This is a genomic window from Mycobacterium farcinogenes (genome assembly GCF_019739075.1).
In the GTDB taxonomy this organism is placed as follows: Bacteria; Actinomycetota; Actinomycetes; order Mycobacteriales; family Mycobacteriaceae; genus Mycobacterium; species Mycobacterium senegalense.
The window spans coordinates 6,123,079-6,135,312 of record NZ_CP081673.1 but is presented as its reverse complement, the minus strand read 5'-3'; the positions used below and the strand labels follow the sequence as shown (position 1 = coordinate 6,135,312).

The 12,234-nt window shown below is 63.8% G+C and carries 13 protein-coding genes; 6 read left to right on the top strand and 7 right to left on the bottom strand.

Annotated features, from left to right (window positions below; genetic code table 11):
- Positions 1–30 precede the first annotated feature (30 nt).
- The 5 genes from K6L26_RS29365 to K6L26_RS29345 all read right to left on the bottom strand — a co-directional run bounded on the left by K6L26_RS29365 (position 31) and on the right by K6L26_RS29345 (position 4,749).
- Positions 31–447, bottom strand: a complete 417-nt coding sequence (locus K6L26_RS29365; RefSeq protein ID WP_234801771.1) for a YbhB/YbcL family Raf kinase inhibitor-like protein — start codon at positions 445–447, stop codon at positions 31–33.
- A 140-nt stretch (positions 448–587) separates the two neighbouring features.
- Positions 588–1,136 (bottom strand): LeuD/DmdB family oxidoreductase small subunit, encoded by a 549-nt coding sequence (locus tag K6L26_RS29360; protein ID WP_085140027.1) that lies wholly within the window; start codon positions 1,134–1,136, stop codon positions 588–590.
- Between the two features lie 14 nt (positions 1,137–1,150).
- The gene (locus tag K6L26_RS29355) at positions 1,151–2,401 is read right to left on the bottom strand and encodes a 3-isopropylmalate dehydratase large subunit (protein ID WP_065063765.1); all 1,251 of its coding nucleotides are present in this window, start codon (positions 2,399–2,401) and stop codon (positions 1,151–1,153) included.
- A gap of 1 nt (position 2,402) precedes the next feature.
- A complete protein-coding gene (locus K6L26_RS29350; RefSeq protein ID WP_065063767.1) occupies positions 2,403–3,281 on the bottom strand; it encodes an isocitrate lyase/PEP mutase family protein in 879 nt (292 codons plus the stop codon).
- Between the two features lie 25 nt (positions 3,282–3,306).
- The gene (locus K6L26_RS29345) at positions 3,307–4,749 is read right to left on the bottom strand and encodes an MmgE/PrpD family protein (RefSeq protein ID WP_076210386.1); all 1,443 of its coding nucleotides are present in this window, start codon (positions 4,747–4,749) and stop codon (positions 3,307–3,309) included.
- Positions 4,750–4,820: 71 nt separating this feature from the next.
- Between K6L26_RS29345 and K6L26_RS29340 the strand changes: the two genes are divergently transcribed.
- Entirely contained in the window at positions 4,821–5,591 is a 771-nt protein-coding gene (locus K6L26_RS29340) for an IclR family transcriptional regulator (RefSeq protein WP_085140022.1), read from the top strand.
- On the opposite strand, the gene K6L26_RS29335 is transcribed toward K6L26_RS29340, so the two are convergent.
- Together K6L26_RS29335 and K6L26_RS29330 are read right to left on the bottom strand one after the other, a co-directional pair.
- A complete protein-coding gene (locus tag K6L26_RS29335; protein WP_085140021.1) occupies positions 5,524–6,705 on the bottom strand; it encodes a sensor histidine kinase in 1,182 nt (393 codons plus the stop codon). The two genes, K6L26_RS29340 and K6L26_RS29335, sit on opposite strands and share 68 nt — an antisense overlap.
- Positions 6,698–7,390, bottom strand: coding sequence for a response regulator transcription factor (locus K6L26_RS29330; RefSeq protein ID WP_064895536.1), 693 nt, complete (start codon positions 7,388–7,390; stop codon positions 6,698–6,700). The genes K6L26_RS29335 and K6L26_RS29330 overlap by 8 nt, the downstream gene beginning before the upstream one ends.
- An 88-nt stretch (positions 7,391–7,478) precedes the next feature.
- Here K6L26_RS29330 and K6L26_RS29325 point away from each other — a divergent pair, with 88 nt between their 5' ends.
- The 5 genes from K6L26_RS29325 (at position 7,479) to K6L26_RS29305 (ending at position 12,182) form a co-directional block, all read left to right on the top strand.
- Positions 7,479–8,006, top strand: coding sequence for a hypothetical protein (locus K6L26_RS29325; protein ID WP_064895512.1), 528 nt, complete (start codon positions 7,479–7,481; stop codon positions 8,004–8,006).
- A 128-nt stretch (positions 8,007–8,134) separates the two neighbouring features.
- Positions 8,135–9,460: a hypothetical protein gene (locus K6L26_RS29320; RefSeq protein ID WP_133057835.1), complete on the top strand. Its 1,326-nt coding sequence runs from the start codon at positions 8,135–8,137 to the stop codon at positions 9,458–9,460.
- 142 nt (positions 9,461–9,602) lie between these two features.
- A complete protein-coding gene (locus K6L26_RS29315) occupies positions 9,603–9,902 on the top strand; it encodes a DUF6317 family protein (RefSeq protein ID WP_019347299.1) in 300 nt (99 codons plus the stop codon).
- On the top strand, positions 9,895–11,646 hold the full coding sequence (locus K6L26_RS29310) for an alpha/beta fold hydrolase (RefSeq protein ID WP_234814284.1): 1,752 nt from the start codon (positions 9,895–9,897) through the stop codon (positions 11,644–11,646). The genes K6L26_RS29315 and K6L26_RS29310 overlap by 8 nt, the downstream gene beginning before the upstream one ends.
- Positions 11,643–12,182: a lipoprotein LppJ family protein gene (locus K6L26_RS29305; RefSeq protein ID WP_019347301.1), complete on the top strand. Its 540-nt coding sequence runs from the start codon at positions 11,643–11,645 to the stop codon at positions 12,180–12,182. The genes K6L26_RS29310 and K6L26_RS29305 overlap by 4 nt, the downstream gene beginning before the upstream one ends.
- The last annotated feature ends 52 nt before the right edge of the window (positions 12,183–12,234 follow it).

The window sequence follows — 12,234 nt, the reverse complement described above, 5'->3', positions numbered from 1 at the left end:
GTCGATTGACTGGAATGCCTTGGGTATCGGTTATGGTCGCTCGTAGGTTCCGGTCAGCACGCCGCGTGCGGTGGCACTGTCGCGTATGACTCTGAACAGGTCGTGTCGGGTCGTTACGTCGTCGGGTATGGGTCTGGGCACTGCGAAGATGTAGAAGCGGTAGTGATGTGCACCGTGACCGGGGATGGGGCGTGGTCCTGAATAGCCGTATCCGAGCGGTGTTTTGAAGAATCGAATACCAGGAGCTCCGGGTTGCAGCGAACCTTCGTCGAGATGGTCGAGGGTGGGATCGAGCACCGCGACGGTATGCATCAGCGGACGTGGCAACGGCACATCTTCGTCTTCGATGGCGAGTGCCAGTGCCGCCGTATCTGCGGGCACTCCAGTCCATCTCAATGGAGGCGAAAGATTCTCACCCACGCCTCGTCCACCGTACCGGTCAGGCATCGCACCGCCGTCGCGGAAAGCGGAGCTGGAGAGACCGAGGCTCAATGGCGGTGCCAGTGCGGCCAATCGGCTCCGATTGCGGCCGGCCCGAACCGGCCGGAGCGCAGTTCCGATGGCTTCGAGTACCGTCGGCGGCGCCATCATGCGCCGCTGCCCTGTGCTGCCGCCGACACCGCCGGTGACCGCAGCGTATCGGCGAGTTCGACTGGGATATAGCCTTGTTGGGCAAGTCGAGGTAGGGTGCCGCCGCTCGCGAGGATGTCGAGAATAAGCTCGGGAAGCTTGCCGGTGGTGCCGCATATGCCGGTGGTGTCGTTGCGCCACTCGCCGCTGCGCAGGTCAAAAGTTCCGGTATCACCGTCGGAGAATGCGGTCGTGGCCTCGGGTACGGTCATGGCCGGCAGGCCGGAGTTCACCGCATTGCGGAAGAACAGTGAGTTGAACTCCTCGGCGATCAACGCCGCCACGCCCAGCTGATTGAACAGGGCAGCGACGGGCCGCGACGATCCGACGCCGAAGTTCTTGCCGGCGACAACAATATCGCCTCGAGTCACTTGGTCCGTCCATCCGGGCCGCACGTCGTAGAAAACCATCTTTGCGGCATCGGGCAGGTCGAGTTTCATGGCATCGGGCGGGTACATGGCATCGGTGTTCAGACTGTCGCCGAACACCCAGACCCGGCCCGTCACTGTGAGGTCTGTGCTCATCGGGCCGCTCCGTCCCTGGCGTCGGTGATGTGTCCCGCCACCGCCGATGCCGCGACGGTGGCCGGGGAAGCCATGTAGATTTCGGCTTCGGTTGAGCCCATCCGGCCGGTGAAATTGCGGGTACTCGATGTCAGACAGACCTCGCCGGGCCCGACCACACCCAGGTGGTAGCCGAAACAGGCACCGCAGGTGGCGTTGGTGACGACGGCTCCGGCGTCGGCGATGTCCTGGAGGTAGCCCAGCCGCATCGCATCGCGGTAGACCTGCTGACTGGCGGGGGTGACGATCAGTCGCACGCCAGGCGCTACCTGGCGGCCGCGGAGGATGTCAGCGGCGATGCGGAGATCGTCCAGTTGGCCGTTGGCGCATGAACCGATGAAAGCTTGGTCGATCTTGCGGGGCTCTATCTCAGTGACGGGCAGTCCGTTTCGGGACACGGTCCCGGGGCGGGCGACGTAGGGCGCCAGTGCCGAAAGGTCGATCTCGCGCACGGCGTGGTAGGAGGCGTCAGAATCTGGGTAGGTCGGCTGATACTCGCTGATGCCGAGCTCATGAAAGTGCTCGGCCAGGACGTCGTCGTAGGCGAACGTGGAGAAGTCGGCCGAAACCTCGGCGCCCTGGGTGGCGATGGTGCGCCGGTCGTTGAGTGGGATCGAAGCGAGTCCGGGCCCGCCGTATTCGAGGTTGAGGTTTGCGGCGTCGCCGTACTCGTTGGCGATGTGCAGGAAGACGTCTTTGCCGCTGACGCCGGCCGGCAGGCTTCCGATGAGCTCATAACGGATGGTCGCCGACGCTTGGAACCAGGTGCTTCCGGTGCACAGGATCGAGTACACCTCGGCAGGTCCCAGTCCACGCGCCGCGGTGTTGTACGCGCCGCCCGCGCAGGTGTGGCTGTCGGTGCAGGCCAGGATGTCGCCGGGTCGGGCCAAGCCGTTCTCGGCGATCACCTGATGGCAGATGCCGTGGCGGCCAACGTCATAGAAGCGCTTGATGTCGAAGTCGGCGGCGAACTTGCGCGCCTTCGGGCCTCCCGCGGCGTCCTTGATGGTGGGTGCCGGCACGGCATGGTCCATGACGATCGCCACTTTGGCGCGGTCGTGGATCTTCAACGGTTGTATCCACATGGTGGCGAACTGCAAGTCGATCAGGACTGTCATGTCGACGTTTACGGTGACGATGTCACCGGCATGTACCTCGGGGAGGCCCGCTTTGCGGGCCAGGATCCGCTCGATCATCGTCATGCCCATGTCAAACCTCCTGTCCGGCGGGCTGGTACTTGTTGCCGAGGGCAAACCATTCGGCCATGCCGACAAGGTTGAAGAACTCCTCCGGCTTGCTCGGCAGGAACTCGTCAGCACTGATGCCACGCAACTGGCACAGGGCGGTCAGCGTTCCGAGCGTCGACTGGGCAAGAACCGCGGAAGGGTGGATGGCAACCGCAAACCCGAGTTCTTGCAGTCGGTCCGCAGATTGCTCGGGGGTCAGCCCGCCGATGACCAGGTTGAGCAATAGCGGGCCCTTGACCTCGGCGGCAATCCGTGCGATCTCGGAATAGCTTTGTGGCGCTTCGACGAACAGAATGTCCGCGCCCTCGGCGGCATACCGGTTGGCCCGTGCTATCGCCTCATCGAGTCCGAGTGGACCACGGGCATCGGTCCGGGCGATCAGCAGCATGTCTTCATCGGTGCGCGCCTCGAGAGCGGCTCCTAAGGTGCGGACAAAGTCGTCAGCACTCACCAGCTCCTTGTCCGGCAGGTGACCACATCGTTTTGGGAAGGCCTGATCTTCCAGTTGGAGTGCGGCCACCCCGGCGTATTCATACTCGCGTACGGTCCGGATGACGTTGATCGGAGCGCCGTAGCCGGTGTCCGCGTCTGCCAGCAACGGCACATCACCGAGCGCGCGCACGACGATCCGGGCACGTTCAACCATCTCGGTCTGGGTGACCAGCCCGATGTCGGGCAGGCCGAATCCTGATGCTGCGACACCGGCACCGGTGAGGTAGGCGGCGGTGTGGCCGGTGCGCTTGGCCAGTTGCGCTGATATCCCGTCATACACGCCGGGGGCGACGATGAGCTGTCCTCGGTCGAGCAGTTCACGCAGGCGAGCGCGAGCTGTTGTTGTCATGAGTTCTCCTGCGGGTCGACGGCCATCAGTCCAGAGCCCTGCCCACTTCACCGGCAAGCAGATCCACCAAAGGAGCGATGTCGTCAGCGTCGGGGAGGCCGAGTACAGCTTGTTCGATCGCAGTGGCCCGGTCCGCAGGCATGACGGGATCGACCAGGCGGTGGAACTTCGCGACAAGCTCGTCGTCGGTGACCGGATCTCCTGGGTAGCCGTGCGGTGCGATCACCGTTGCGGTCTCGGCACGGCCGTCGCTGAAGGTCACGGTCAAGTGCGTCTGGAACCGCTCGGCCAGCGGCAATTCGTCGATACTGCGGTCGAGTTCGACGTGGGTGCGATCCAGCAGCTGCCACACGTCGTCGGCGTCGAGCCGTTCGGCGGTGAACTGCTGCGGTAGCGCGGCGTCGTCGAGCAGGCTCACGGCCGCCGCGTAGCCGATGTTCATCTGCCCACCGATCGCGGTCAGCGGCCGCTGTGGGGTCCACCAGCCGTGATGGAAGATGACCTCGCCGACCCGGATATCGATGCGGGCAATCGTGCGGCCGGCCAGGCGCTTTCGCAGGGTGCGGGCCGCCTCGACCACACCGTGCAGGCCGCCCATCACCGCCCAGGACTTCACCATGATGACGGTTGTCTCCCAGTTTTCCCCGAGCCCGCGGGTGACCGCGGCCGCATCGGGGTCATGGCCCTCGCCGTACACCGCGAGGAAGCCGCCGTAGGGGCGTTCGAGAACCTGATCGATGCCGGTGTATCCGGCCTCTGCCAGGGCAGCGGAGTAGAAGCCGTTGCGCGCGGCGAAGCCGTGCTGCATCCGTTTGCCCATTGCTTCGTACTGTGCCGACATCAGGCCGGCGGATTGGGTAGCGGCGAAACCGACTGCGTCCTCAAGTTGGGCGCCGTCAAGGCCGCGCAGCCTGCCACAGGCCAAGGCACTCGCGATTCCACCGAAGATGGGACCGGAATGCCATCCCCGGGACAGCATTTCGGTGCCGCCGAGTGCATAACCGATCCGTGGGCCGGTCTCGAATCCGGCGATCGCCGATATGAGCAGTTCCCGGCCGCTGACGGGCCGATCGAGGTGGGCCGCGGTGGCGAGCAATGATGGCACCAGCACTGACGCGGAGTGCAGCGGCGCCAACGGATGAAAGTCGTCGAGTTCGAAGCCCTGGATGAAGGTGCTGTTGAGTAGGGTCGCCCCTACGGGTGTGGTAGTCCGTCCGGTACCGATGACCGGAACGATGCCGGGCCCCTCGATGCCGAGTACCGCCTCCGTCGCTGCCCGCGACCACGGCAGCTGCGCGCCGATCAGGCCGCATCCGATGCCGTCCAGCACAAGGTGGGCCGCGCGCTTGCGGACCCGGTCGGGAATCTGGCTCCAACCCAGCATGTGGACCCACTCCACCAGGCGGCCGGTGGGCCCCTCGGGTGCGCTCGGGGGCGCTACCCGGGATTGTGTCGACGATGCGTTCATACCGCCTATTGCAGCCAGTCCACCCCGCCAGAGACCACTCAACTTGCGGAATCCGCAAGTAAGATCGGACGGTGGCTACGACGGCCCTGCGCGGACTGCAGATGCTGGAGACACTGGCCGGGATGCGCCAGCCCGCTACTCTGCGCGACATTGCCGACCGCGCCGGGGTTTCGCAATCCAACACCTTCCGGATTCTGCAGGCGCTCGAGGAGGAAGGCTATCTTCATCACCTCGGCCGCTCCGGTTACCGACTGGCCAGTCGATCACTGGCGTTGGCAACTGTGATCGGTCCGCGACCGGCGATGCTGCGCTTGATGTATCCGGTGGTGGCGCGACTTGCCGCCGTCAGTGGCGAAGCCGCCGTGATTCACCTGCGGGCAGGCCCCTTCCGGGTACTCGTGCTGGGTGTGCCCGCGCGATCGGGGCCGCTCCTCGACCCAGCCGGCGTCCTCGGAGAACGGTCACCGCTGGCGTCCGGAGCCAGTGGCCGGATTATCCTCGCCTACCTCGATGAAAAGGAGCGTGCGAGTATCGATGTCGGCGGAATCTCGCCACAACAGTTGGCCGCGATCCGCGATCGTGGGTATGAAATGTCATTCGGCGAGAACCATCCGGGCATCAATGGGATTTCGGTGCCACTACTCGCCGAAGTCGACGATGCGCACATCCCGCCGATCGCATTGGGCGCCATGACGATTGCCGGGCCCGCCGAGCGCATGGCCGACGAGGTTCTGCTCCGCCTGGTGGGTCCGCTGACGAGCGCACGTCGAGATCTCAGTCCACGCCTGGCGGCGCTGCTGGGCCCCAATCCGGGCAATACGATCGACGCCCTCGATCTCTGACGGATTGCCCATGATGGGCGCGTGGCAGCTGCACTGTGACACACAGCCCGCCGTCGGCGCGCGGGTTGAGGGTGAGGATTCCATCGTGGGCCCGGACGATGCTGTTGACGATCGCCAGGCCCAGTCCGGCGCCGTCGTGGTGGGTGCGCGTGCGTTCGCTACCGCGTTGAAACGGTTCGACAAGTGTGGCAACCATTGTCGGAGAGTGTCTTTCGCCCGTATTCTCGACGGAGAGCTCCACCGAGGTGGGATGAACGCTCGTCGTGACCCATACGGTTCCGTGGTTGGGCTGGTTGTGCACGATCGCGTTGTGTATCAGGTTCGTGGCCACCTGTAGCAGGAGCGCCGCAGAGCCGATGGTGAGCGACACCTCGCCGTGGGTCTCGATGACGACACCGTGCCGCTCTGCCAGCGGCAGGAGCGTCTCTGTGGCTTCTTCGGCGATGAGGGACAGGTCGACGTGTTCTTGGGCGAAGGACCGTTGATCGGCACGGCTGAGCAGTAGCAGTGCTTCGGTGAGGTCGATGGCCCGGGTATTGACGGTGTGCAGGCGTTCGAGCACTGCATCGGTGTCGCGGTCACGGTCTTTGCGGGCCACCTCGAGCAGCGTCTGCGTGATCGCCAAGGGGGTGCGTAGCTCATGGGAGGCGTTGGCGGCGAATCTCTGTTGCTCGGCGACATGTGCTTCGAGCCGTTCGAGCATCGTGTCGAAGGCGTCGGCAAGTTCTCGAAGCTCATCGTGCCTGCCGGGAAGGTGAATTCGGTGTGACAGCGTGCCTTTTGAGGCCATGCGGGTGGCGGCGGTGATGCGAGTGAGGGGAGCGAGCATCCGGCCGGCCAGCAGCCAGCCTCCCACGAGGCCGAAGAGCAACAGGAGCGCCATCACGGCGGCGGCCCTGGGAGCGAAAACGTGCAGGAGCCTGGAGCGGATGGGGAAGACATCGTTGGGAAAGACGATGTCGGTGCTGCCCGGGATGATCATCATCCGGTCGGGCACGTACCGCAGCAGAAATACCCACACGGCGGCGAGCAGCAGGGCGCCGGCAACCATCAGAAATCCGGCATAACTGAGAGTGAGTTTGAGACGCAGGCTCAATCCCGGTGATCTATCCATTGTTTCGTTCCTGGTGTCCCGAGTCGGCGGTGTCGATGCGGTAGCCGACGCCTGGCACCGTGGCGATGATCCAGGGTTCGCCAAGGCGTTTGCGCAGCGCGGAAACGGTGATGCGCACGGCGTTTGTGAATGGATCGGCATTCTCATCCCACGCCCGCTCCAAGAGCTGCTCGGCGCTGACAACACCACCTTCGGCCGCGACGAGGATCTCGAGTACCGCGAACTGCTTTCGGGTGAGTGCGACATATCGGTCGTCGCGGTACACCTCGCGGCGGAACGGATCCAGCCGCAGGCCAGCGATCTCCCGCACCGGCGGCCTGCTGTGGCCCCGTCGACGGTCGAGTGCTCGCAACCTCAGCACGAGCTCGCGTAGATCGAACGGCTTGGTCAGATAGTCGTCGGCGCCCAGCTCGAATCCCGAAGCCAAGTCATCGAGCCGGTCTGCGGCGGTCAACATCAGGATCGGGGTGCCGCGGCCCGAGGCGACGATACGGGCAGCGACGTCGTCACCGGAGGGGCCGGGGATGTCGCGGTCGAGTACGGCGATGTCATAGCTGTTGATGCTCAACAACTCCAGCGCGGTATCCCCGTCGCCGGCGATGTCTGCCGCTATCGCCTGCAAACGCAAACCGTCGCGGATCGCCGTCGCCATGTAGGGCTCATCTTCGACGACCAAGACACGCATGATCTCCAAGTTACGAGCTCGCCCATATCGTCGGCATATCCAAAATCGCATACGCGGTGACAACGGAGCCTGGCCTTGACTAGCTGCCATGACACAAACCAACTCAGCACACACCCACCGCCCGTTCGCCACTTTCGCCATGGCCGCATTGATCGGCTCGGCTGGTGTAGCCATCGCCGCGCAGGCCGTCGCCGACCCGGCCGCTCAGCAACAGGCGGTGAAGTACTCCGAGTGCATGCGAGCCAACGGCGTCGCGGATTTCCCCAACCCCGACGCAGGAGGCCAAATCTCCTACGGAGGGATCTCCGTGCCCAAGGCTACGTGGCAGAACGCGGTCAGTGCGTGTGCCGGCCTGCAACCCGTCAGCTGGTCAACAGACGCGGGGCGCACTCCCGCGCAGCAGGCCGCTGCGCTCAGATTCGCGCAATGCGTGCGCGACCATGGAGTGCCGGACTTCCCCGACCCGGCCACCGCAGGCGACCCGCTCATCGACACCTCGAAGATGCGCGGCGACGTGAGCGCCGCCGGCATTCCCGAGCTGCAGCCCGCGGTGAACGCATGCCACGACCTCTTCTCCGCTGCGCTGCCGGCTGAGGGGACAGGTCGGCCGGGCTGACGAGGGATAGCGTCCGCGCTGACACCGCTGAGCCAGCTCAGCGGTGCGGCGCGACCATGTACTGCCACAGCGAGTTTGTGGCGCGCCGCATTGGGCCGACGGGTTGGATTTCGTGGCAGGCTGCCCAGGTGTCGAATGATTTCATCGTTTCGCTCATTCGGGAACTGCTGCTGATCGAGATCGCGATCCTGGTCTGTTCATCGGCAACTCGTGAAGTTCTGTTTCAGTTGCACACACGAGTTCCCGGGTGGCGTGTGCGTATCCATGAGGACTGGAACAGGCAATGGCAGGTGGACAACCTGGTGAGGCTTGGAGTTCGTGAAGATTCGGCATCCACCGGAAGAGGGCATGGGTTTATCGAGCTCGGCAACATAAAAAGAGCCGTTCGTCGACACCATCTTCGTGAAGTCTGGTTCTGGCGAATCGCAGGATTTCTGAGCAATCTGGGCGGTGTTTTATTACGGTTTCCGATCCTTGCCCTGAAGAAACCATTGCCTTGGCTGCTTGCCGCTGTGATTGCCTGTTTCCGCGCGTGGCCAAATATTTCCGAGGATGCCGGATATCTTCATGTGCTCGATACCTGGCGCGTATCACAGAATCCCGTCGCGGTGGTTTTGCCGGCGCTGACCTTGCTCGCAATCGCATATGCCTTGTTCTTCAGAAAGGCCCTCGGAAGTTCGCTCGCCCGCGAGGAGGCGCAGAAGGCGGCGAATGCGGAACTGCTAGGCCTAGGGGGAGAGCTTCTCAGACTGGCGTACGCGTTGAACGATCACGTGAAGGATCTCGCTCGATACCGCAGTGTCGTCCTGGAGCGCTGGGTGATGGAGGCATCCGGTGGTCGATATATTTGGAGCGCCTACGGAGTGGAGCGGGCCAACCGAACTCGCCCGGTATTCTCGCCCACTCTTCGCGTGAGTGGCATTTCAGAGACTTACGAGACGATGATCCACTGCGCGGATGACGTGTATAACCGCTGTGACAGTATTGCGAAGCAAGGGCTTGTCGCAGCGTGTACCGAATCGACCATGCCGGTGTTCCAGCAGTGCAATGAACTGTCGTTGTTCAGGTGGCGAGATGTCGATCGAGAGCAGTTCCGTCACACGCTTGTATTGAGGGGCTACCGAAGCAAATACGATGAACTTGCCACAGAGTTTGAGTACGCAGCCAAGAGTCTTGCAGATGGGGACCTTGACGCGATCTTCGAGGCGGTTGTTCGAACCGGTCCGATTTCCGTGGCCGGCATTCGTCTGATCAGGAATGTCATCAAGCCAATCGTCGGATACCGGCGGGCGTTGGTGGAGAAGAGTCACGCGCTCGTGTGGTATCTCGACGTGCTGCTGGTGGACGGCGAGGAGGCTGCGCTCAATTGCATCGACGTCGCGGTGTATCTGATCAATCGCGCCACGCACGAATCGAATTCAAGCAGGTTGTACAAAGCGATCAGAGGGAAGTGACGCCCGACGGCGGCCGGTGATGGTTCGTCTGCGGCGGCCTGTCGCTTTCAGCGCCTCAGCATGCGGATGGGACCGTCGCCTTCCCCACACCGCCCCAGAATTGGTGAGCCTTGACCCTCAGAAGCGGCCTTACGCTCTATCTATGTCGGCAAACCTGCGAGTGGCTCCCGCCGACCTGCGCACGGCCGCTACGGCGCAGGCCGAGATCGCAGCCGCGGTGTCGGCGCTGGGCGCCGAGCAATCGCTGGCCAGTGCCGGCAGCGGCATATCCGACCTGGTCAGCGGGGCGGCCTGTAGCTTCGTCGCGTCCGCCATCGAGAAGGCCACCGCAACGGTGAACGACGAGTTGACCATGCACAAAGACCGCCTGACGGCTGCGGCCGAACGGTACCGACAAGGCGACGAGGAGTTCGGCCGGCGCATACGGCGGATCGGTGGGTGAGGCCGCGCCGGCCGGGGCTCCGGTCACAATTCCCCAGGTAGAGGCATCGCAGCCCGGCAACCTGGTGCAGGCGGGCGCGGAGATGGGGCAGAAGGCCACAGCGCTCGGTACTCAGATCGAGCAGCATCAAAAGGGGCTGCAGACCCTGCATGCCGGGTGGCAGGGGTCCGCCTCAGACGCCGCGCAAGCCAAGTCGACGGCGACGGTGCAGCGGATGCGACAACTTCAGGAAGCCCTCACCCGCACGCAGACCATCATGCAAGAGGGCGGTGGCCAGCTCGCCCAGACCCGCACCAGCCTTCTGCAGACCGTCAGCGGCCTGACCGCGCAGGGCTGGCAGGTCGGCCCTGACGGTTCCGTCTCGGTCCGCCCCGGTTCGACGCTCGAGAAGTACGGAAAGACCAGCCCCGCGAACGCCATGCGACTGCAGGCATTGGCGGCGAGCAACGCGGTGAATGTGAAGACGATACTGGCCAACTTCGACACCACGGATCGCCGGCTCAGCCAGAATCTGCGTGGCGCGGTCAGCGCGCTGGACTCTCCGATGCAAACCTTCGGTCCCGGCGGCGTACCCGCGCCCCAGAGCCCGAAAGACACCGGTCCTCAGATACCGCAAGGCAAAGACGCCACAGAGGTCAAGAAGTGGTGGGAAGCGCTGAGCGAGGACGATCGGAAGCGGTTGCTCCGCGAGCAACCGGAGAAGCTCGGCAACCTCAACGGCATCCCGGTCGCCGACCGCAGCATCGCCAACAAAGCAGTGATGGACGCCGACATCGCCCGCGTGGAAAATGCCACGGAGGCTCTGTCACAGCAGGAAATGACTCGCTACTACAACGCGCTGAAAGTGCGGGACGGGCTGGACCACAACGCCGAGAACACCGATGCGCCCACCTACCTCTACGTGTACGAGCCGGAGGCCTTCAACGGCCAAGGCAGAGCGGCGATTTCGATCGGCGATCCCGATTCGGCGGACAACACCGCCGTGGTGGTTCCCGGAACCAGCCACAGCGTTTCAGAGGGATGGTTGAGCAGCGACGACGCGGTCAACGTGTACAACGAAACCCAGCGCGCCGATCCGAACAAGAGCAATGCGGTAGTGGCCTGGATGGGCTACAACGCACCCGACAGCCTGTTCGACCCGCAAGTCGGGCAGGTCGGCAATGCCCGAGAGGGCGGGGCGCTGTTGTCCTCCGACGTCAACGCCTTGTCGGTGACGAATCACGGCGACTCCCATGTCACGGTGATCGGTCATTCCTACGGTTCGACCACTGTCGCCGATGCCGCCGCCGGCTACGGCATGCGCGTCGATGATGTGGTTCTGATCGGTTCTCCCGGAACCGATTTGGCCAAGAGTGCGGCTGACTTCCACCTGCCCGACAACGGCCATGTGTACGTCGGCGCAGCCTCCACCGATCCGATCACTCATCTGGGTGGAGACAACAACCAGGTTCACGTCCCCGGAACCGGCGTCACCATCGGTTTGGGCACCGACCCTGCCGATGACGACTTCGGGTCGACACGCTTCAAGGCCGAGGTGGAAGGCTGGACCTGGCCGTGGAAAGACCACAGCGGCTACCTGGTTCCCGGCAGCGAATCGCTGTTCAGTATTTCCGATATCGCCTCAGGGCATGGCGACGCATTGGAGCATGATGGGATGACTGCTGATCACCGAACGCAAGTTCTCGGGGTGGAGATCGATCCCGAGTCGTGGCGGATCCCCACCGGCGGGCACCATCACCAATGATCGTCAAGCGACGCGGAGAAAAGGTCGGCGTGCGAGCGAATCTGTTCATCGCGGTGGTCCTGGCGGTCGCCGCTCTCACCTCAGGATGTGATGCCGTGAGTTCCAAGGCGAACGGGGTTTCGGAACCCCTCACGCCCGAACAGTCCAAGGCCCAGGTGGTCGATGCCGCTCGAGAGATCGTCCAGACCCTGAAACTCGATGCATCGGCAGTGGTCTTCCGGCGTTCGTCCTGCAATGACCAGCACGAGGCGCCGTTCCGTGGTGTCGTCAGGATCAAGTACCCGCTGGCTTCCAGTTTCGAGGCCTCCGGCAGCGAGGTCGAGCAGATGGTGCAGCAGCTGAAGTCCAACGGGTGGGGCGAAAACACGGATTTCAAGACGCATGCCAGCAGCCTGGCCAAGAACCAGGTGGTCGCGGTCTTCAACCCGCAGGCCAAGGGGACAGTGAATCGATCGATCGAACTCTACGGTGAATGCCGGGACGTCACTACGACCAAGGACTCCGCAGGCACCACGGAACAGATCGATCTCAACTAGCAGTTGTTCCGCGACGCGGTGTATTGGATCGGCATCGAACGGGCATTGCTCT

What these genes read in the sequence shown, in the direction of transcription:
- K6L26_RS29365 (WP_234801771.1), bottom strand. Translation starts at nt 447, where the DNA reads ATGCCTGACCGGTACGGTGGACGAGGCGTGGGTGAGAATCTTTCGCCT.
- K6L26_RS29355 (WP_065063765.1), bottom strand. Translation starts at nt 2,401, where the DNA reads ATGGGCATGACGATGATCGAGCGGATCCTGGCCCGCAAAGCGGGCCTC.
- K6L26_RS29350 (WP_065063767.1), bottom strand. Translation starts at nt 3,281, where the DNA reads ATGACAACAACAGCTCGCGCTCGCCTGCGTGAACTGCTCGACCGAGGA.
- K6L26_RS29345 (WP_076210386.1), bottom strand. Translation starts at nt 4,749, where the DNA reads ATGAACGCATCGTCGACACAATCCCGGGTAGCGCCCCCGAGCGCACCC.
- K6L26_RS29335 (WP_085140021.1), bottom strand. Translation starts at nt 6,705, where the DNA reads ATGGATAGATCACCGGGATTGAGCCTGCGTCTCAAACTCACTCTCAGT.
- K6L26_RS29330 (WP_064895536.1), bottom strand. Translation starts at nt 7,390, where the DNA reads ATGCGTGTCTTGGTCGTCGAAGATGAGCCCTACATGGCGACGGCGATC.
- K6L26_RS29325 (WP_064895512.1), top strand. Translation starts at nt 7,479, where the DNA reads ATGACACAAACCAACTCAGCACACACCCACCGCCCGTTCGCCACTTTC.
- K6L26_RS29315 (WP_019347299.1), top strand. Translation starts at nt 9,603, where the DNA reads ATGTCGGCAAACCTGCGAGTGGCTCCCGCCGACCTGCGCACGGCCGCT.
- K6L26_RS29305 (WP_019347301.1), top strand. Translation starts at nt 11,643, where the DNA reads ATGATCGTCAAGCGACGCGGAGAAAAGGTCGGCGTGCGAGCGAATCTG.